The 21,552-nt window shown below is 44.9% G+C and carries 16 protein-coding genes; 1 reads left to right on the forward strand and 15 read right to left on the reverse strand.

Features of this window, described 5'->3' with window-relative positions:
- The 9 genes from D8791_RS06475 to proB form a co-directional block, all read right to left on the reverse strand.
- On the reverse strand, positions 1 to 3,702 hold a 3,702-nt coding region (locus D8791_RS06475), incomplete at its 3' end, for a GbpC/Spa domain-containing protein (RefSeq protein ID WP_376739480.1).
- Positions 3,703 to 3,984: 282 nt separating this feature from the next.
- Positions 3,985 to 4,863 (reverse strand): tRNA pseudouridine(55) synthase TruB, encoded by an 879-nt coding sequence (truB, locus tag D8791_RS06480; RefSeq protein WP_125446791.1) that lies wholly within the window; start codon positions 4,861 to 4,863, stop codon positions 3,985 to 3,987.
- Between the two features lie 12 nt (positions 4,864 to 4,875).
- Positions 4,876 to 6,147: a DUF2130 domain-containing protein gene (locus tag D8791_RS06485; RefSeq protein WP_125446793.1), complete on the reverse strand. Its 1,272-nt coding sequence runs from the start codon at positions 6,145 to 6,147 to the stop codon at positions 4,876 to 4,878.
- 92 nt (positions 6,148 to 6,239) lie between these two features.
- On the reverse strand, positions 6,240 to 7,985 hold the full coding sequence (locus D8791_RS06490; protein ID WP_125446795.1) for an ABC transporter ATP-binding protein: 1,746 nt from the start codon (positions 7,983 to 7,985) through the stop codon (positions 6,240 to 6,242).
- The gene (locus D8791_RS06495) at positions 7,978 to 9,744 is read right to left on the reverse strand and encodes an ABC transporter ATP-binding protein (RefSeq protein WP_125446797.1); all 1,767 of its coding nucleotides are present in this window, start codon (positions 9,742 to 9,744) and stop codon (positions 7,978 to 7,980) included. Before D8791_RS06495 ends, D8791_RS06490 begins: the two co-directional genes overlap by 8 nt.
- Before the next feature lie 18 nt (positions 9,745 to 9,762).
- A complete protein-coding gene (locus tag D8791_RS06500) occupies positions 9,763 to 10,374 on the reverse strand; it encodes a TetR/AcrR family transcriptional regulator (RefSeq protein ID WP_125446799.1) in 612 nt (203 codons plus the stop codon).
- A gap of 324 nt (positions 10,375 to 10,698) precedes the next feature.
- Positions 10,699 to 11,499, reverse strand: a complete 801-nt coding sequence (gene proC / locus D8791_RS06505) for a pyrroline-5-carboxylate reductase (protein WP_125446801.1) — start codon at positions 11,497 to 11,499, stop codon at positions 10,699 to 10,701.
- Positions 11,500 to 11,501: 2 nt separating this feature from the next.
- The gene (locus D8791_RS06510; protein ID WP_125446803.1) at positions 11,502 to 12,764 is read right to left on the reverse strand and encodes a glutamate-5-semialdehyde dehydrogenase; all 1,263 of its coding nucleotides are present in this window, start codon (positions 12,762 to 12,764) and stop codon (positions 11,502 to 11,504) included.
- Positions 12,765 to 12,860: 96 nt separating this feature from the next.
- Complete coding sequence (gene proB, locus D8791_RS06515) at positions 12,861 to 13,970, reverse strand: glutamate 5-kinase (RefSeq protein ID WP_125446805.1); 1,110 nt, start codon at positions 13,968 to 13,970, stop codon at positions 12,861 to 12,863.
- A 137-nt stretch (positions 13,971 to 14,107) separates the two neighbouring features.
- Between proB and D8791_RS06520 the strand changes: the two genes are divergently transcribed.
- Positions 14,108 to 14,935, forward strand: coding sequence for a Cof-type HAD-IIB family hydrolase (locus tag D8791_RS06520; protein ID WP_125446807.1), 828 nt, complete (start codon positions 14,108 to 14,110; stop codon positions 14,933 to 14,935).
- A gap of 113 nt (positions 14,936 to 15,048) precedes the next feature.
- Here D8791_RS06520 and D8791_RS06525 read toward each other — a convergent pair whose 3' ends face one another.
- The 6 genes from D8791_RS06525 to murB all read right to left on the reverse strand — a co-directional run bounded on the left by D8791_RS06525 (position 15,049) and on the right by murB (position 21,394).
- Positions 15,049 to 16,200, reverse strand: coding sequence for an iron-containing alcohol dehydrogenase (locus D8791_RS06525; RefSeq protein WP_061910708.1), 1,152 nt, complete (start codon positions 16,198 to 16,200; stop codon positions 15,049 to 15,051).
- A gap of 292 nt (positions 16,201 to 16,492) precedes the next feature.
- Positions 16,493 to 17,563 (reverse strand): ABC transporter substrate-binding protein, encoded by a 1,071-nt coding sequence (locus D8791_RS06535; RefSeq protein ID WP_125446809.1) that lies wholly within the window; start codon positions 17,561 to 17,563, stop codon positions 16,493 to 16,495.
- Positions 17,560 to 18,333, reverse strand: a complete 774-nt coding sequence (locus D8791_RS06540) for an ABC transporter permease (protein ID WP_005590157.1) — start codon at positions 18,331 to 18,333, stop codon at positions 17,560 to 17,562. The genes D8791_RS06535 and D8791_RS06540 overlap by 4 nt, the downstream gene beginning before the upstream one ends.
- Complete coding sequence (locus D8791_RS06545) at positions 18,330 to 19,136, reverse strand: ABC transporter permease (protein ID WP_125446811.1); 807 nt, start codon at positions 19,134 to 19,136, stop codon at positions 18,330 to 18,332. The genes D8791_RS06540 and D8791_RS06545 overlap by 4 nt, the downstream gene beginning before the upstream one ends.
- Positions 19,117 to 20,274, reverse strand: coding sequence for an ABC transporter ATP-binding protein (locus D8791_RS06550; protein ID WP_048763121.1), 1,158 nt, complete (start codon positions 20,272 to 20,274; stop codon positions 19,117 to 19,119). Before D8791_RS06550 ends, D8791_RS06545 begins: the two co-directional genes overlap by 20 nt.
- A 217-nt stretch (positions 20,275 to 20,491) precedes the next feature.
- Positions 20,492 to 21,394 carry a UDP-N-acetylmuramate dehydrogenase gene (gene murB, locus D8791_RS06555; RefSeq protein ID WP_125446813.1) on the reverse strand — a complete coding sequence of 301 codons (903 nt, stop codon included), beginning with the start codon at positions 21,392 to 21,394 and terminating at the stop codon, positions 20,492 to 20,494.
- Positions 21,395 to 21,552: the final 158 nt, after the last annotated feature.

A 21,552-nucleotide genomic window follows, 5' to 3' on the forward strand; every position in this document is an offset into this window, starting at 1 on the left:
ACCGTTCTTATCAAGACCGACTTGAACTGTGTGTGTGCCATTGTTATTGTCGATAACTTTAGCTAGTGGAGATTTTCCATCCTTACCGTCTTTAACGATGGTAGATGAGGTTACTTCATCTGGATCCAACTGACCGTTGCCATTCTTATCAAGTCCAACTTTAACAGTATGAGTACCGTCGTTGTTGTCTACGACTTGAGCCAATGATGGCTTACCATCTTCTCCTTTTGCTCCGGTCGCGCCTGTAGCACCAGTGGCACCGGTTGCGCCAGCTTTTCCATCCTTACCGTCTTTAACGATGGTAGATGAGGTTACTTCGTCTGGATCAAGCTCACCATTACCGTTCTTATCGAGACCGACTTGAACTGTGTGTGTGCCATTATTATTGTCGACAACTTTAGCTAGTGGAGATTTTCCATCCTTACCGTCTTTAACNATGGTAGATGAGGTTACTTCATCTGGATCCAACTGACCGTTGCCATTCTTATCAAGTCCAACTTTAACAGTATGAGTACCGTCGTTGTTGTCTACGACTTGAGCCAATGATGGCTTACCATCTTCTCCTTTTGCGCCTGTAGCTCCAGTTTCACCTTTATCGCCTTTGGCTCCGGTCGCGCCTGTTGCTCCAGTAGCTCCAGTAGCACCGGTTGCGCCAGCTTTTCCATCCTTACCATCTTTGATGATTGTAGATGATGTTACTTCGTCTGGATCAAGCTCACCGTTACCGTTCTTATCAAGACCGACTTGAACTGTGTGTGTGCCATTGTTATTGTCGATAACTTTAGCTAGTGGAGATTTTCCATCCTTACCGTCTTTAACGATGGTAGATGAGGTTACTTCATCTGGATCCAACTGACCGTTGCCATTCTTATCAAGTCCAACTTTAACAGTATGAGTACCGTCGTTGTTGTCTACGACTTGAGCCAATGATGGCTTACCATCTTCTCCTTTTGCTCCTGTAGCTCCAGTTTCACCTTTATCGCCTTTAGCTCCGGCCGCACCTGTAGCACCAGTGGCACCTTTGTCACCTTTTGGTCCTGCTGCGCCTGTAGCTCCGGTGGCACCGGTTGCGCCAGTTTCACCTTTATCGCCTTTTGGTCCTGCTGCACCGGTGGCTCCCTTATCACCTTTCGGTCCTACTGCGCCTGTGGCTCCTGTAGCTCCAGTTTCACCTTTGTCGCCTTTAGCTCCGGTTGCACCGGTTGCGCCTGTTTCACCTTTATCGCCTTTTGGTCCTGCTGCACCGGTGGCTCCGGTTGCGCCAGTTGCGCCCTTATCGCCTTTTGGTCCTGCTGCGCCTGTGGCTCCAGTTGCTCCAGTTGCACCTTTATCGCCTTTTGGTCCTGTTGCGCCAGTAGCGCCCTTATCACCTTTTGGTCCTGCTGCACCGGTGGCTCCGGTTGCGCCTGTAGCACCCTTATCACCTTTTGGTCCTGCTGCACCGGTGGCTCCGGTTGCGCCAGTTGCGCCCTTATCACCTTTTGGTCCTGCTGCGCCTGTGGCTCCGGTTGCGCCTGTAGCACCCTTATCACCTTTTGGTCCTGCTGCACCGGTGGCTCCGGTTGCACCAGTTGCGCCTGTTGCACCTTTATCACCCTTAGGTCCAGTTGGTCCCGCATTACGTTTGACAACCATGATGGTATCTACAGGATCAACGTAATTGTGTCCTTTAAATCCTCTTACAGTTCCACCATTTTTAAGTGTCTCAAGTTCTTGAGCTGTAAACTTAGGATTCGGTACGTCATTTAGGTTTTCTGGTTTTGGTCCTACAACAATAACTTGTCCGTCTTTACCTTGTTGGTAAACAATCTGAGAACCAGTTTGATTGTCGAAGGCGCGTTTTTGATCTGGAGTGGCATTCTCATAATCTACGACTCTGACATTATGTGGAATATCCATGACAAATCTGTCATAAGATTTTTCTGGTTCTGGTGCTGGAACTTCATTGACATATGCTGCAGGAGTATAAGTCAAATTAGGGTTAGTTACGACGTTATTCGCTTTTACGTTGGTATTAAATGAGAACCATTGGCGAATTGGGCGTGGCCAGTGCTGACCAGGGTTAGTTGTAGCAATATCAAAGCTCAATGATGTCCCACTTGTAACTTTTGCAGCACCCGCTCCCCAGAATTCATTTGGATTACCTTGTTGGTCCCATTGATATTCAGTTTGGCCTTTATAAGAGTTGTTCTTACCATTTGCATAGTACCAACCATTTGCCTGTGGAACGATAGAAGAACCTACAATTTGTACATTCTGCATATTTGAGCTCAAATTACCATAAATTTCAGCGTAAATATCATTCCCGTGGTGATTACGTGAAGCGAAAGAAACAACACCAGGTGTTCTGCCAAAGTCTACCTTAGTGCCATCCGCATAATAGAATTCCCATTCCATATGCAATTGGTTACCAGTTCCTTTACGATCATAGCTGGATCCATTCCAAACTGTCATAGTTGGGTCTTTATGGATAGCCATTACCATACTATCATCATAAGCAGAACTCTTCTTAGGCGTATATCGAGCAATAGCTTTCGTAATAGGTCGACCACCTGCAAATGAGTTGTGCAAGGTGTACTCTACTGTTGTAGTTCTACCAACTTGCGTATGAACCATGTAGTAAGCATCTGTTTGATCCTTGATGATTCGCTCTGCTGCCGGTTGGCTTGTATCGGCTCTAGTGATAACTGCATTCGGTTGAGTAGTTGTCCCGTCTCGCCACTCAGTGTAGCTTCGACTATCCAAAGCTTCACGAACATATTGATTTCGAGATGTGAGCGTACTGTCTTTGACAAACCAGTCTCCTTGTGCCAGCCTAATCTTAGCTGTTGCATTTGGCTCATCAGAGAAAACGAGGTTTTGAGGAGCAATTTGTTGCAAGCTTCCTTCTCTACCTGTTAATTGTTGAGCTCTTTGTTTAGCCGTCAAGTAATCAGAGATTTTTTTATTCATTGCCTGAGCTTCAGCATTTTGAAGATCAGCTGCTTGACGTTCTAATCTGCGTCTTTCTTCGTCAGTTGTTGCGGTTCCAAAATTTCTAAGCTGGTTCGGTGTAACTGGCAAGTTCTCTGACGCTGCTCTATCCAACTGAGTTTTCAAGGCATTAGCTTGAACTGTAGCTAGATTACCGTCTTGGGTAACAGTATAGTCAGATCCTTGACGAGTAGCACCAGTATTTCGGAATCCTGATGTACCGCTAACACTTCTGAATCCTGATGTGCCTGAACGCTTAGGTTGTGCGGCTGCACTAGTTTCAGAACTTGCAGTTTTTGGCTCTGATTTTTCTTCTTTTGGCTCAGCCTTTTCTTCCGCTTTAGCTTCTTTCGGAGCACTTGTTTCTTCTGACTTCTCGTCTTTTGAAACAGCAGCTTCTTCTGCTTTAGCTACTTCTTCAGTACTCGGTGCAGCTTGTTCCTTAGCTTCAGTTGCTTGAACATCTGCACTTACTGACGCAGCATTCTTTTCGGGTTCAGCTTGTGCTTCAGTCACCTGTTTCTCAGACTCTTTTTCATCTGAAACTCTAGCAGCTTCTGCTACTTGAGTTGCTTGGTCTTGTGCAGAAGGACTAACTTCTTGCGCACTTGCAACTCCCCCTCCTAGAAAGAAAATACTTGATCCTAGAAAAACTGAACATGCACCCCATGCTCTCGTCTTACGAATTGTAAAACGTTGCCTTTCTATTTTCTTCCAGTCTTGTCCCATGTATTGGAACCCTCCTTATTATTCTAAAATTGTCACTCTCTCAAGTGTACCATATAAGTAAGATTTAAGCAATTTTACAGCCCTTTAATTAATTAATCATTTTTAGCATAACTGTCTAATTTTTAAGTTTTACTATTTCAAAATTCACAGTAAATTTTATAAGTGTTTCTGATCTATTCGGATAGAATTTTTATTCGTTTTTAGCTTGTAGATTTGATTAATTATTCTAGGCATATAAAAAATCCTGAAAATAAATTTCAGGACTCTGATATTTTCATATGATCAAAGAAAAACTTTTTTAGGTTTATAAGATTCTTCTCTTTTTTCTAAGATGGCGATAAGCTTACCTTTATGAAAACCAGCCAAGATTGTTGCCGCATTTTCAATGAAAATAAAGCGACCAAAGCGGACTTCCTCTAGCTGCTCTACCGTTAGTTCAATCTTGGGTAGATCACCTGTCCCCAACTCCAAAGGCTGAAGAAATGTAAAATCCTCCACTGCTACTCGCTCCGCTATTTCATCCAAGGTCAAAGCATCATCCAAGCTCATACCTGCTGAAGAAGTCCTTGTCAGCTGGGACATGTGACTGGCAAAGCCCAGCTTCGCTCCTAAATCAACAGACAGGGTTCGAACATAGGTTCCCTTGCTGCACTTGACTCGAAAACGAAAACGAGCTTGCTCATCTTCATAGGAAATCGGACTTGTGCGCTCGAAACTATAGATGGTCACCTGCCGCTCTGGGCGCTCCACTTCTTGACCTGCACGCGCATACTCATAAAGCTTACGGCCATTTACCTTGACTGCTGAGTACATGGGCGGTATCTGGCGAATCTCACCAGTCATGGACTCCATGGCTTCATTGATGAGAGCTTCTTCTAAAAGATCCGTCACTGGCGTCCGCTCAAGAATGTCTCCGCTGGCATCCTCTGTCGTCGTTGAGCAGCCCAGAGTAATCTCCCCCTCGTAGATCTTTCCTTCCTCCTGCATAAACTCGACCAAGCGTGTCGCCTTTCCCACAGCAATCGGAAGTACTCCAACTACATCTGGATCCAAGGTGCCCCCGTGACCAATTTTCTTCGTTCCTAAAATTTTGCGCAGCTTAAATACCGCATCATGCGAAGTCATTCCCGCTTCTTTTCTTAAGTTGATAATTCCGTTCATTGTCTTGTTTTCTTACTTCTCCTTTAAAGCTTCAAACTTCGCTTTCATAGTAGGATTTTTGCGTGTCAATTTTTTGACAGAGACGTCGTCCAGTTTATTATTAGCCAAGCGCAGCTGGTTTTCAGAGGTCGTCAGGAATTTCTTGATTTCTTCCATCCGACGGATGGCCTTGTCAATCTCATCGATGGCCTTGCCGAAATTGGTCGAAGCAGACTGATAGTTCTTGGCAAAAGCAACTTTAAAGGCATCCAAATCTTCCTCAAAATGCGTAATATCAATGTTCTGCTCCCGCACCAAGGCCAGTTCCTGCTTATACTGGAGCGAGTTGAGCGCAGCATTACGCAAGAGGGTAATCATAGGCAGAAAGAACTGAGGCCGGATGACATACATCTTCTCATAGGCATAAGACACATCGACAATACCTGAATTGTAGAGCTCGCTGTCAGCCTCAAGAAGTGTCACAAGAATAGCATATTCACAGCTTTTCTCACGCCGATCCTTATCCAGCTCTTTGAAAAAATGCTCATTTTTCTTCTTGGTCGCCGTCTCGTCACCTTCATTTTTCATCTCAAACATGATGGAGAGGATTTCTACACCATTTTCATCCACCTCTCGATAAATGTAGTCACCCTTGCTGCCTGTTCTTGCATCATTGTCCTTGCCAAACTCCGCTCGTGGGAACATAGCCATACGGTTCTTGTTAAACTCGTACTCACAGTGCTGCTCTAGGCTTTCACCAATCATCTTAGTAGACTGCTTAGCTTTGAAATCCTTGTAGAATTCGATCGTTTCATCTTTCTGCCGCAGCTCTACCTCATAGCGCTCTTTAAGAGAGGTCTGAGCCAGCGCTGCTTCCTTTTCTTGCAAGACTAGCTGGTTCTTAACCTCGTCTCGCTCTTTTTCCAGCGCAGACAAGGTCTTTTGCAGTTGATTTTCATGCTCCAAGCGCAGAGTTGTCAGCTGACTTTCCAATTGCTGAACTTCCTTATCCTTCTCCTGCAATTGAAGACTAGCTGCCTGCTCCGCCTCTTTCTTTGCCAATTCCTGCTGGGTCTCAAACTGAGCAATCTGACTTTGAAGATTGCTAATTTCCTGCTCTTTCTGCGATAGCAGGGCTTGTTGGGCATTCTGGGATTTTTGCTCTGCTAAAGCCAGCTCCTGCTCAATTCGAGCATGGATTTCCTTGTCAAACTCCGCTGTCCGCACCTGCGACAAAAGCTCACTGTACTGGCTTTCATTGACTGTAAAAACCTCCCCGCAGTTGGGGCATTTGATTTCGTTCATGGCCACCTCATTCAAGATTTTTCTCTACTTCATTATACCATTCTTCCCTTTAAATGAAAAACAGCAAGCCGCTGGCCTGCTGTTTCAGTTTATCACTCCCCCATCTCAATCCGCCAGCTGGCGGCTGTTTTTCTTTCTTGGATAAATTTGCTGTAGATACCTTGTTTGGCCAGTAAGTCTTTGTGTTTGCCTTGCTCGACAATGCGGCCTTGATCCAGCACCAGAATCTGGTCTGCATGCTCAACCGTCTTGAGTCGGTGGGCAATCATGATAATGGTCTTATCGCGAGTCAGAGCCTGAATAGCCTGCATGAGGGCTTCTTCGTTTTCTGGATCAACATTGGCCGTTGCTTCATCCAGAATGATAATAGGCGCATCCTTGATAATTGCTCGTGCAATGGAAATTCGCTGACGCTCACCTCCAGAAAGACTGGCACCTCCTTCACCAATCTTGGTATCATAGCCATCAGGCAGCGAGAGGATAAAGTCATGACAGGCAGCTTTCTTGGCAGCCTCTATTACTTCTTCCTGACTGGCCTCCGGCTTGCCAAAACGAATGTTATTAGCAATAGTATCCTCAAAGAGATAGACGCTTTGGAAGACAAAGCTGAAATTATGAATCAGGCTGTCATAGCTGTAATCTCTAACATCATGTCCGTCCAGACTGATACTTCCCTGGTCCACATCCCAGAAGCGGGCGATGAGGTTGCAGAGCGTTGTTTTGCCTGATCCAGAAGGTCCAACCAGTGCAGTTATCGTTTTTTCTGGAATAGTGAGGGAAACTCGGTCAATGATTTTCTTATTTCCATAAGAAAAGCTAACATCTCTCAGCTCAATCAGGCTGCTCTTAGGCTCAATATCCTGACCGCTGATGTCCATCGGCTGGATAGCCAAGACTTGATTGACCATATCAACCGACAAATCAACAATGCGCAGGAGAGAAGAGAAGGACCCAACGCCGTCTAGATTTTCATAAATCATAAAACCACTGACAATCATCATAATGGTTACCAGCAGCTCCATACTGCCATTGAGATAAAAGTAGATAGAGAAAAGCCCCATAAAGAGACCGGTCAGCTTGGTCACTATTCCTTGGAGGGCAATGTAAGGTGAGGTCACGAGTGTCATTTTGGTATCTAGCTGACTCTTGCCTTCAATAGCCTTGGACAGCTTCTTGGCAGAACGGTTGACCAGATTGTAGTTCTTAACTTCAGCAATCCCTTGGCTGTACTCCAAAACGACGGCTACCAGGTCCATATCTGCCTGATACTTGTCATCAGAAACCTTGCCAACTTGCCAACGCATGAGGGTATTTGGCAGGAGAAAGAGGACGAGACCCACCAAGAGAACCAGACCAACCCGCCAGTCATAGAGAAAGACCAAAACGGTGATGAGACCGGTCGTCAGAAATCCTTGCACTGTCATCATAACCACTCGCGTAGCCACATCAGACAGTCCTTCCAGCGTATTGGTCGTAACACTGGTAATCTTGCCCAAGCTATTTTGATTAAAGTAACCCATGGGCAAATAGCGCATGTGCTCGGCAATTTCAATCCGCTTCTGAGCACAGGTATGATAGCCCGCTTCCGTCTGCAGCATGGTAATTTTCAGGGTAATCCAGACGTTTAGCACTGTGGATACCATCATGATGCCCAGAGCCAGCCAGAAAGTCTGCATTGAGAGATTCTTCTCAATCAGTCCCATAACGACTAAGCCGATCGCTGGGATACGCAGAGCGATGATAAAGGACTTGATGACGCCCAGATAAATGGATTGATAAAATTTCCTACGGTCCTCTGCCGTACAGAAATCAAAGAATTTCTTCAGTATATTAAGCATGAGTCAACCCTCCTTCCATCTCATCACTATCCCTGGTAGCAATATGGGCCTGCCACATGGAAGCATAAAGCGGACTGGCTGCCAGCAACTCTTCATGCCGGCCTCTAGCTTCAATCCGACCATCATTGACCAGGACTATCTGGTCTGCACTCATAATCGTAGACAACCTGTGGGCAATGACAATCAAGGTCCGTCCCTCAATCAGACGAGCTAGACTGGACTGAATCCGTGCTTCATTTTCCGGATCTGTATAAGCAGTCGCTTCATCCAAGATAAGAACCGGCGCATCCTTAAGCATGGCACGGGCGATGGCAATCCGCTGACGCTCCCCACCAGATAGATGACCACCGCCAGAGCCTACCTGAGTCTCAAAACCATCTTCCAAGTTCATGATAAAGTCATAACAGCCACAGCGACGGGCAATTTCGATGACCTCTTCATCAGAAGCTGCTGGATTGCCCATCCGGATATTGTCCATAATAGTCTCATCAAAGAGATAGTTATCCTGGGTCACGTAAGCAATCTGCCGACTATAATAGTCTAGCGGAAGCTGGCGAATGTCCAAGCCACCATAGGTAATCTGACCAGAACTGACATCCCAGAAAGAAGCCAGAAGCTTAGCAATTGTAGACTTACCTGAGCCTGATGGACCGACTAAAGCATTGATGCTGCCAGCCTTAATATCTAGCGAAATGTCGTGCAGTACTTCCTCTTCATCTGTATAGCCAAAGCTGACATCCGTCATGACCAGATCCCTTCCTTTTGGAAGTTCTCTCAGCTCCTGAGGCCTTTTCAAATCAGGCTTTTCCAAAATATCAATGACTTGGCCAAAAATAGTCCCGATTTTCCGTAAATCGTCCATATAACTAGCCACTAAAATCAGAGGAGTCAGCAGACTGAGCGACAGAATAATCATCAGAATGAAATTGCCAGCAGACAAACTGCCTTGCAGATAGAAATAACAGCCAGCCGGCAGCAGAAAGAGCAAGCCTGATGGCAGAAAAGCAGTCACAATGCCCATCTCTAGATTGAACTTGCGCATCCATTCAATAAAGCAGTCTGCTCCTTCTCTAGCAGCCGTCACAAACTTATCGTAAGAAAATTTTTCTTTGCCAAAAACCTTGATAACCTCAATCCCATTGATATATTCCACTGCTGTATCATTGAGTTTTTTGGTCTTGGCCAGAGTATTTTGATAGTCTGCTTCGCTATTGGCAACCATCCGCATATAGGCCAGTACCACAATGGGAATAGTCAGGAGAGACAGCAAGGTCAGCCGCCAATCTATAACTAGCATAGCAATGAGGACAATAATCGGACCAAAAATCCCAGCAGTAAACTCTGGAATCAGGTGAGCCAAGGTTGTTTCGGTCGCATCCACCCGCTCGACAATGATGTTTTTATAACTGCCTGATGACTGACTAAGCACTGTACCTAAAGGCAGCCTAGCCAGCTTATCTGTCAGGCGGCGCCGCATTTCCGCTAAAATTTTAAAAGTAGCCGTATGTGACAGCATGGTGGAAATACCGTGAAATCCCCAGTATCCAATCCAGGCCAGACCTGCCCAAGCTGACTGCTGCAAGTAGAAATTCCAGTTTTTATTGCCATCCAAGAGCTGATTAATCATTCCACCAATAAAGAAATAAGGCAGAAATCCTGAAAGCACAGAGACAAAAGCAAAGATCAGACTGAGCACAAAATACATCTTATGAAGGGAAACAAAGTCCCAGATCCAAGCAAGAACAGATTTTTTCTTCATAAAATTTCCTTCTTTCTATCAAAAACCGAGCAAACCTCCCCAGTCAAACAAGTCCATGATGGAATGGCAAAATTCCAGCGCCTGCTCTTGGGGCCAGTCTTGAGCCAAGGGCTCAAATACAGCTGTGTAATAAGCTGTCATGCACGATCGCAGAAACTCGTGTTTGACCAAATGATTGATCTTACCCTCTTTGTATGCCAGCTCCAAATAGCGATAAGTCTCGTCTGCAGCCAAATGAGGCAGACGCATCCTAAAGTCCGCTTGCGAAGAACCCTGAGATTTAAAGAGCAAAAGCTGCATAATATCCTTATGCTCATAGAGAATCCTCATCAGGGACTGGAGATCTTCCAAGCGATGGGCCCACATGTCAGACAGGTGTCCCTCTTCTAGGAAAGCATAGTCACGTCGCTTCTGCTCTTGTCCATACTGATCTGAGGCTGTCAGTGTAGGCTCAAGCAGAGCTGTAAAGAGACTGTCCTTACCCTCATAGCGCTTATAAAGAGCCCCGGTCGTCAAGCCAGCAGCGCGACAAATTCTCCGCAGTGAAGCATCCTGATAGCCATAAGCCAAGAACTCACTCCTCGCGCTTTCCAAGATTTTTTCGTTTAACTCATCTGTTTCTTTTTTCATAGTTTCAATTCGATAACACTGTTATCACCTTTCTTCTTTTATTATAAATTCTGATAATTTAACTGTCAAGGAAAAACTAGAGAAAAACGGGCTAAGCTGTTGATTTTTAAATCTACTTCTTCTTAGAGCAAAGTCTCCATCTATATCATCCACAGGTTTACTTTCACTTGACTTAGTAAGGATAAGTTTTTTGAAAAATAAAAAGACACTCGTACTGGCTTTAAATAAGCCATCTACGAGTGTCTCTCTGCACTACTTAAATGATGATGTATCATATCGCTTTACGATTCTATTTTTTTCAAAAGAAGCAAAATGACAATCACCCTACTTACCAAGTTCCTGCGTCCGTTGATATGCTGCTTGAACGGCGGCCATGACTGTTCCTCGAAAGGCATTTTCTTCCAAACTAGCCACCCCGGCAATGGTCGAACCGGCCGGACTGCAGACCTGATCTTTGAGCTGAGCCGGATGTTGGCCACTGATCTGACTTAATTTAGCAGCGCCTAAAAGGGTCTGATTAGCTAGCTGAAGCGATATGTCGCGACTGAGTCCTGCTCGGACACCTGCATCCGCTAAAGCCTCTATAAAGAGATAGACGAAGGCTGGTCCACAGCCAGCAAGAGCTGTCGCCGCATCCAACTGCTTTTCCTCTAGTTTGACTAGAAGGCCAGCAGATGACAGAAGCTCCCGCAACAAATCTTCATCCGCTTGATTCGCCTGCTGGGATAAAGCATAGGTAATAACGCCCTCGCCAACAGCTACTGGTGTATTAGGCATGATCCGAATCCAACGATGGTGGTGAGGTGTCAATTTTTCCAATCTTTCCAAGGGCAGACCAGCAGCCATGGAAACCAGCAAAAGAGACTCCCGCTTTTCTAGAATTTCCTGATACTCAGCCAACAAGTCAGCAAATTGAGCTGGCTTTATGCCCAGAAAAATCACCTCTGCCTGAGCAAAAACTTCTGCATTACTGACCGGCTGGCCACCAACTTCCGCAGCAATCTTTTCAGCCTTTTCAAGACTGCGATTAGCCAGTAGTAAATCGTTTCTGTATCTTTCATCTTGGGCAACTAGGCGAGTAAGACTGCCGCCCATATTTCCCAGACCGATAAATCCAATTTTCATCTTTATTTCCTCACTTGACCAGTTCCTTGGATGACGTATTTATAGCTGGTCAATTCTTTTAGTCCCATAGGACCTCTGGCATGCAGTTTCTGTGTGGAAATCCCCATTTCGCAGCCGAGTCCAAATTGACCGCCATCTGTAAAGCGGGTTGAAGCATTGACATAAACCGCTGCGCTATCCACCTGCTCTGAGAAGTAAGCTGCCGCTGCATCGTTCTCCGTCACAATGGCATCCGAGTGATGAGTGCTGTGAGCCTCAATATGCTCCACCGCTTCTTCCAGCGAGGAAACCAGCTTGACCGCTAAGACATAGTCCAAGAATTCGGTATCAAAATCTTCCGATTTAGCTTGTATTCCCGAGATATACTGAGCCGTTTTCTCATCCAAACGTAATTCAACAGACTTCTCTTGTACAGCATCACGATCAGTCACCAAGATCTTCTGCAAACGTGGCAAAAATTCAGCTGCAATTTCTTCATGAACCAGCAGTACTTCCATGGCATTGCAGACAGAAGGGCGACTGGTCTTAGCATTCTCAATAATCGCCAAAGCCTTGTCCTGATCAGCATCCTTATCTACATAGACATGGACAATTCCAGTACCTGTCTCAATAACCGGCACAGTCGCATTCTCCACGACTGCCTGAATCAATCCCGCGCCACCACGAGGAATGAGCAAATCCAGATAACCTTTGGCCTTCATCATTGCCTGAGCTGAAGCCCGACTGGTATCAGAAACCAACTGGATACAACCCGGCGCAATCTTGGTCTGAGTCAAACCTTCTTTCAAAGCTGTGACAATAGCTTGCGCAGTCTGATAGGCATCCTTGCCACTTCTGAGAACGACTGCACTGCCACTTTTTAGGGCAAGAGCCGCAGCGTCAGAGGTGACGTTAGGCCGACTTTCGTAGATAATGCCAATCACGCCCATAGCCACTCGCTGTTTACTGATGACGAGGCCGTTATCAAGCTCGGTACTTTCCAAGACTTGACCTACAGGATCCTCCAAATCAATCAGCTGGCGAATACCTTCTGCCATGGCGGCAATCCGCTCCTCATCCAGATAGAGGCGATCCAGAATTACATCTGAAATTTTACCTTTTGCCGCTGCCATATCCAGTTTATTGGCTGCTAAAATATCAGCTCGAGAAAGCCAGAGCTGCTTTGCCATTTCCTCTAATGCTTGATTTTTCTCAGCAGTCGTAGCCGTGTTGATTAATTTTTTTGACTTTTTAACAATTTCAAATAATTCTTGTGTCGAAGTCATAGCGCCTCCTTTCGTAAGATACAATAATTTCTTTTTTCTATTGGCGAAGATGTTGGAGAGTTCGGGTAAAGGAAATAAGTAAGCTCCTATTTCCTCTTAAAATTCAGAAAAGAGCAGTTGGAGCTCTGGAGTAATAGAAATCCAATCGTCCCGATGAATCACGACTCCCTTTGGCTTGCTAGATCGCAGCATGTCCTTGAGGGCAGGTTTACCAAAGCGCACGCGCCCCTTTCCTAAAATCGCACCAGTCTCCTCTTCGTACACTGTCACCGTATCCTGGTAGGAAAAATGCCCCTCTAACCTAACAATTCCTGATGCCAGAAGGCTTTTACCATCGTAGCGCATAGCCTGTGCCGCTCCCTGGTCTACATAGATGGCGCCTTGGCTCTTAGCATAGAAGGCTAGCCACTGCTTTTGCGTCTTCAAGCCCTTAACCTGCGCTGAGAAAAAGCTCCCGTCTCGAGTCTGGCTCGCCGCCTCCAATAAAGCATTGCTTTTTAGCGACGAGCAAATATAAACTGGTACACCAGACATGGTCGCCAAAGTTGCTGCCTTGATCTTGGTCAGCATGCCACCAGTACCATTGCTGGAGCCTGCCCCGCCTGCCATGTCAATCAAATCGCTCGAGATCGCCTCAATTCTTTCAAGACGTTGGGCAGTTGGATCTGAAGCTGGGTTGGCCGTGTACAGCCCATCAACATCTGTCAAAAGTACTAAAAGATCCGCCTGAACCATGGCTGCCACCTGAGCACTAAGCGTGTCATTATCACCCACTTTTAGCTCCTCGATAGAAACTGTGTCATTTTCATTGATAATGGGAATGGCACCCCGATTAAGGAGGACTGACAAAGCTTGGTGGGCATTTTTGTAACGCCGTTTATCCGCAAAATCATCCTGCGTCAGCAAAATCTGGGCAGATACAATCTTCTTCAAGAGCAGATTGGTGGTGTACTCCTCTAGGAGAAGCCCCTGACCAACAGCAGCCGAAGCCTGTTTGTCGGCTACTTTAGTTGGGCGTTTTTTAAAGCCCAGAGACGAAAAACCTGCCGCAATGGCTCCAGACGATACCAAAATCAACTCATGTCCTGCTTCATGCAAGACCGATAATTGATGGGTAATTTCCCGCACCTTTGCCCGCGACAGACTGCCGTCAGGATTTGTCAATGAGCTCGTTCCAACTTTAAATACGATTCGCTTTGCTTTCATAGATTCTCTTTTCCTTACTAGATTTTCTTATTATACCACAAGGCTTGAAAAATGAAAAAAACAAGCTTTTTCCATTTCTGCTCTCCTAGCAATAGAAAATATGCTATAATATTCACAAATACTATTGGAGAAAAACTATGATTAAACTTATTGCCCTTGATATGGACGGAACCTTGCTAACTGAGGACAAAAAGATTCCTAAAGCTCATATTGATGCCATTCACCAAGCTATCCAAGCTGGAGTCAAGCTGGTCCTCTGTACAGGTAGACCGCTCGTGGGTGTCAAGCCTTACTTTCAGGAGCTGGGCTTGGAGAATGAAAATGAATATGAATATGAATATGTCATCGTAGACAATGGCTGCGCTATCCATCAGACTAGCGATTGGCAGCTTGTTGATTGGCAAGAATTAAATCCAGATGACATTCGCTACCTCTACAGTTTAGCGGAACAGAGCCAAGTGCAGTTGACCTTATTTGATGAAGAGCATTACTTCGTCGTAGGAGAAAAAGCCAGCAAAATTGTGACAGATGATGCTGCCCTCGTCTTTACGACTCCTACTGAAATCAGCCTTGAGGAAGCTTGCGGTGGCCAGCATCGAATGTTTCAAGCTATGTTCCTAGGAAATCCTGAGCAGGTCGATGATTTTGAGAACAAGTTCGCTCAAGAACTCTGCCAGCGATTCAGTGGCGTCCGCTCCCAGCTTGTCATCTACGAGGCGATGCCAAAAGGTGTTACCAAAGCCTTTGCCCTAGAGCGTCTGGCGCAACGTCTAGAAATCAAGCCTGAGGAAATCATGGCACTGGGCGATGCGAATAATGATATTGAAATGCTGCAATTTGCTGGCTTGGGTGTTGCCATGGGGAATGCTAGCCAACATGTCAAAGACTTGGCCGACTATGTAACAGATAGCAATGAAGAAAATGGTGTCGCCACAGCCATTGCTAAGTTTATTTTAGAGCACTAATCCTGTACGACCATCCCATTTCCATAAATTAAAAAGACAGTTGTAGGAGAGAGCAACTGTCTTTTTTTGATATAAATCAACTAAGTTTAGAGAGTGAACTGTTTTCCTTTAGCTTAAAACAATTCTTTGTATAAAGCAATGGTTTCTTCCAAAGTCGGCATGAAAGGATTGCCAGGTGCGCAAGCATCAATCAAGGCATTCTTAGAAAGGTATTCAAAGTCAAAGTCCTTTTCTTCAATACCAAGCTCGGTCAATTTCTTAGGAATACCGACCGTTTCGGACAAGGTTTCGATTTCAGAAATGGCATATGCCGCACATTCTTCATCAGTCTTGCCTTCGGTATGCAAGCCCAAAGCTTTAGCTACATTTCTAAAGGCTGCTGGTACACGTTTGGCATTTTCACGCTCGACTACTGGCAGGAGCATAGCACAGCAAACGCCATGCGGCAAATGATAGACCGCACCAAGCTGGTGAGCCATCGAATGCACGTAACCCAGACCTGCATTGTTAAAGGACATGCCACCGAGGAAAATAGCATTGACCATAGCTTCACGCGCTTCTATATCATGGCCATTAGCAACTGCTCGCGGCAAATATTCCTTGATCAACTCAATGGCACCGATAGACAACTTCTTGGTCACGCCATAAGCACCAGGAGTTACCAAGGCCTCAACAGCATGAGTCAAAGCATCCATCCCAGTTGCTGCCGTTAAATTAGCTGGTTTGGAAACCATGAGCTCTGGGTCATTGACAGAGATGAGAGCCAGACTGTTTTTATCAACCATCACCATCTTAACCTTACGTTCTTCATCCGTGATAACATAGTTGATAGTGATTTCAGCAGAAGTCCCTGCCGTGGTGTTGATGGCTACAACTGGCAGACCCTTTTCTTTAGACTTGTGGAGCCCTTCATAATCTTGCGGCTTGCCTCCATTTGTCGCCATGATGGAAATACAGCTAGCAGCATCCTGCGGAGAACCACCACCAACACTGATGATAAAATCACAGTCATTTTCCTGAAGAGTAGCTAAGCCATCGTAGACATTCTTACAAGAAGGATTTGGGTCTACATCTTCAAAAACCACATATTCAATGCCTTCTGCTTCTAGCGGCTTGATGACTTTTGGTAAAATGTCACTGGATGCAATGTAGTGGTCTGTAACGATGAGAGCTTTCTTGAAGCCCAGCTCTTTGACATGACCGCCAAATTCATTGATGACACCCTTACCAATCAAATTGACTGATGGAACGTAGAAAACTGACATAATGATTTCCTCCTTAATTGAGCACAAGACTCTGTTCTATATGTTAATATAATTTTACTACTTTCTATTCTACTTTTCAAATAATTATAACAAGTCAAAATAGAAAAAAGAGAGTGGGACAGAAATCGGTAATTCGTTAGAATTCGATTTCGTCGTCCCACCTCCGCACAGTTGAGTAGGGCTGTAAAAGCTGATGAAATCAGCGTAGTAGAGCCCACTCAACCACTGCGCCTTGCTCGATAATCCAAAGACAATTGAGAGGCTAGGACTTTTGTCCCAGCCTCTTCTTTGGCTACTTGCGATACATTTTGACTTGAAGATAGAGGTCGTTGTAGGTTCCAAGCCATTTTGGACCTAATTGCTGATAGACTTCCAGATGCTTCATGGTCTCTTCGGTTGGATAAAAGGCCTCATCTTCCTGCACTTCTTCTGGTAGCATAGCCTTAGCAGGAAGATTTGGTGTTGAGTAGCCAACATAAAGGGCGTTTTTATAAGCATTTTCTGGTCTCAGCATGAAATTGATAAACTGATAGGCGGCTTTTTTATTTTTGACCGTCTTTGGAATAACGATATTGTCAAACCAAAGGTTGCTGGCTTCTGTAGGCACAACATAGCGCAGATCTTCATTGGCCTCCAGCATTTGACGAGCTTCACCAGAGAAGGTAACGCCGATAGCCGCGTTATTCTGAATCATGTAGCCTTTCATCTCATCAGCGACGATGGCTTTGATATTGGGCGTCAGGGTGTAGAGTTTATCGACAGCCTCCTGCAGCTGGTCAGCATCTTTGGAGTTAAGACTATGACCATTCGAGTTCAGACCAACCCCCATGACTTCACGAGCACCGTCAATCATCATGATGGAGTTTCTGTATTCTGGCTTCCAGAGATCGTTCCAGTGCTCAGGCGCGTGCTCGACCATTTTAGTATTGTAAACAATGCCCAGCGTTCCCCAGAAATAAGGAATGGAATACTGATTTCCTGGATCAAATGGCTGATCCAAAAAGTCTGAACCAATATTTTCCAAGCCTTTGATCTGGCTATGGTCCAATTTCTCTACCAAGTTTTCCTTCATCATTTTGGCAATCATGTACTCGCTTGGGATTGCGATATCGTAGGTTGTACCACCTTGTTTGATTTTCGTGTACATGGCTTCGTTAGAGTCGAAGGTTTCGTACTGCACCTGCACACCTGTTTCCTTGGTAAACTCAGTCAGTAATTCCGGATCAATGTAATCTCCCCAGTTATAAACAACCAATTTATCACTGCCCTTGCTATTGGCTTTACTCTCAATCCGATAGCTAATTCCCCACAAGATCAGGATAATCGCAAAAATCCCTACTAAAAACGAATAGAGTTTTTTCATGCTGCTTCCTCCTTCTCACGCGTGATAAAGTAATAGCCAATGACTAAAACGATACTAAAGAGAAAGACCAGAGCAGACAGAGCATTGATTTCCAAGGAAATTCCTTGCCGTGCACGGGAATAAATTTCAACTGAGAGAGTCGAGAAGCCGTTTCCTGTCACAAAGAAGGTCACAGCAAAGTCATCGAGTGAGTAGGTGAAAGCCATAAAGTAGCCGGCAATGATCGCTGGTGTCAGATAAGGCAGCATGATTTCCTTGAGCATCTGGACTTGACTAGCTCCCAAATCATAGGCAGCCTTAATCATGTCATCATTCATTTCTTTCAGCCTTGGCAAAATCATCAGCACAACAATGGGAATTGAAAAAGCGACGTGGCTGGCCAAAACGGACACAAAGCCCAGCTGGAATTTAGCCGTGGTAAAGAGAATCAGGAAGCTAGCCCCAATCATAACGTCAGGCGCCACCATCAAAATATTATTGATGGATAGGAAGGCATCTTGATACTTCTTGCGGGCTTGGTAAATATAAATAGCACCGAAAGTTCCGATAATGGTAGCAATGAGGGAAGAAAGAAAGGCTAAGAAGAAAGTCTGCGCCAAAATTAAAATCAAGCGCGAATCTTCAAATAACTTTTGAAAATGAACCAAATCAAAGCCAGTAAATTTATTCATATCATCGCCAGCATTGAAAGCATAGGCAATCAAATAAAAGATCGGAAGATAAAGGATTAGAAATACGATCGCTAAATAGAGATTAGCAAATTTTTTCATCGTTCTCTCCTTTCCTTGGTTGCCCACATGGTGAAGAGCATGGCAATAATCAGAACCACTCCGATGGTTGAGCCCATTCCCCAGTTTTGCGTTGTCAAGAAATGCTGTTCAATGGCTGTTCCCAGCGTAATAACACGGTTTCCACCGATCAAACGCGTCAGCATGAAGAGACTGAGACTAGGAATGAAGACGGACTGCACGCCACTTCTCACGCCATTCATTGAAAGCGGAAAGACGACATTGCGGAAAGTCTGCCAACGATTGGCACCCAAGTCATAGCTGGCATTGATGAGGTTGGGATCCAAATCATCCAAGACGTTGAAAATCGGCAAAATCATAAAGGGCAGCTCAATGTAGCTGGCAACAAAAATAAAAGAAAAGTCAGTGAAAAGAATCTGCTTGGGACCGATACCGATAAAGGTCAGAAATTCATTCACCGAACCATTTTGTCCAAAAATGCCGATAAAGGCGTAAGCCTTAAGCAAAAGATTGATCCAAGTCGGCAGGACAATCAGCATGAGCCAGAGCTGGCGATGCTTGAGCTGGGTCAAAAAATAAGCAGTCGGATAGGAAATGAGCAAGGTCAACAAGGTGATGATGCCTGCGTAAAACACCGAGTTAAAGCTCATTTTCAGATAGGTCAAATTCTGCGAAGTGAAATAAATCCGATAGTTTTCCAGCGTGAACTGACCTTCGATATTAAAGAATGATTTCCAGATAATCATCATCACTGGAGCTAGGACAAAGAGCAGAATCCAAAGAAAATATGGAACCAGAAAAAGGTTAGAGGTTGTTTTCTTCATCTCTTTCCTCCTCAATGGCATTGATCAGCCCTGCTTCTTGCTCTTCGATTTCTACGTACTCCTCAATCCGAGCATCGAATTCTTCTTCGGTTTCATTGAGGCGCATAATATGGATATCCTCTGGTTCAAAGTCCAGACCGATTTCTTCTCCGACGATGGCCTTGCGGGTTGAGTGGATCATCCACTCATTGCCAAGCTCATCGTAGGCGATAATTTCATAATGAACCCCGCGGAAAAGCTGGGTATCCACTTTAACCTGCAGTTTTCCTTCTTCAGGCAAGGTAATGCGCAAATCTTCTGGACGAATCACTACTTCAACGGATTCGTTTGGTCGCATTCCTCCGTCAACTGCTTCAAAACGCTTGCCATTGAACTCGACCAAGTAGTCTTCGATCATCTTACCTGGCAAGATATTAGATTCTCCGATAAAGGTCGCAACAAAGTGGTTAATTGGCTCATCATAGATATCCACTGGCGTTCCTGACTGGACAATCTCCCCTTCGTTCATGACAAAAATCCAGTCACTCATAGCTAGGGCTTCTTCCTGGTCGTGGGTGACAAAGACGAAAGTGATCCCGAGACGCTGTTGGAGTTCACGGAGCTCATATTGCATATCCGTCCGCAATTTCAAATCCAGCGCAGAAAGAGGCTCGTCTAGTAGGACAACCCGCGGCCGATTGATGATGGCACGGGCAATGGCTACCCGCTGGCGTTGACCGCCTGAAAGTCTCCGAATTGAACGGCGCTCATATCCTTCCAGTTGAACCATTTTCAGAACTTCAGTAACCCGTTCTTCAATTTCTTTTTTGTCTACCTTCCGCAACCGCAACGGAAAGGCTACATTCTCAAAAACATTCATATGCGGGAATAGGGCGTAGGACTGAAATACGGTGTGAACATCCCGCTTATTAGTAGGAATGTCATTGATGCGGACACCATCCAAAAAGATGTCTCCCGTGGTCGCATCCAGCAGTCCTGCAATAATATTAAGAATGGTTGATTTCCCAGAGCCAGAAGCTCCTAGAAGCGTATAAAATTTTCCTTCTTCTAATTCAAAGTTAATATCTTTGAGAACAACGGTGTTACTGTCTTCAAAAACCTTTGAAACGTTTTTGAACTCAATAATTGGTTTTTTCAATTGGCATAAATTCCTTCTTTTCCATGTATTAACAGATTTTTGGCTCTGTCAGACCAAAAAAACCTCTCGAGGGCTACTATGGCCCTGCATACTTGCGATATCGATAGGCTTTCACCCCCTTTACTAATGACACATGGATATTGGCTATCCCAAATACTGGACAAACTTAGAAACTAGAAATTATCAGAAAGCAGTCAGACATTTATATATCGGACTCTTATGCTTCTCCAATAATTCGAACTTCTCTTTCCAGAGTGACACCTGAATGCTCTTTGACGGTTTTAATGACATGAGCAATCAACTTTTCATAATCGCTAGCTGTACCATGATCGACGTTAATCATGAAACCAGCATGCTTTTCTGAAACCTCTACACCACCGATTCGATAGCCTTTTAAACCGGCCTCACTGATGAGCTGACCAGCAAAATGTCCCAGAGGACGCTTAAAGACAGACCCACATGATGGGTATTCCAAAGGCTGCTTGAGTTCACGCAGATAGGTCAGACGTTCCATTTCCTGATGAATGTTTTGGTGGACACCTGGTGCGAGACCAAACTTAGCTGAAATAACAATGTCGCCAGTTTCTTGAATAAGTGAATGACGATAGCCAAAGCGCATATCACGCGCATCCAAGGTCTTAATTTCGCCTTCAGGTGTCAAGACCTTGCAAGAAACAAGCACATGGCCGATTTCACCGCCATAAGCGCCAGCATTCATAAAGACAGCACCGCCGACACTACCCGGGATGCCACAGGCAAATTCAAAGCCAGTCAAACTATGATGCAGAGCAATACGAGTGGTCTGAGTCAAGTTTGCACCAGCCTCTGCCTCAATCGTATAGCCATCTACTGTTACATTATTTAGCTTGTCAAACATGATGACAAAGCCTCGAATACCGCCATCTCGAACAATAATGTTACTTGAATTCCCAAGCACCAACCAAGGAATATTTTCACGATTGGCCAACTTGACAATCCGAGCCAATTCATAACGGTTGCGTGGAAAAACTAAGAAATCGGCAGCTCCGCCCACCTTCGTATAAGTGTATTGACTCAAAGGCTCATTGAAACGGATGTCGATTCCTTCTAATTCCACAAAATATTTTTCTAGGTTTTGCATGACTTACTCTCTTCTTTACAAATTACACTCTATTATATCAAAATTAAATGATATTTACGATAGACTGAGGGAAATAAAGATTCTTTTTCAAAACAAAAAGAAAGAGGAGAACGAAGATTGTAGACCAACACTGCGTCCACAAGTTCGTCATCCTCAAA

The organism is Streptococcus cristatus (assembly GCF_003943515.1).
Lineage (GTDB): Bacteria > Bacillota > Bacilli > Lactobacillales > Streptococcaceae > Streptococcus > Streptococcus cristatus_D.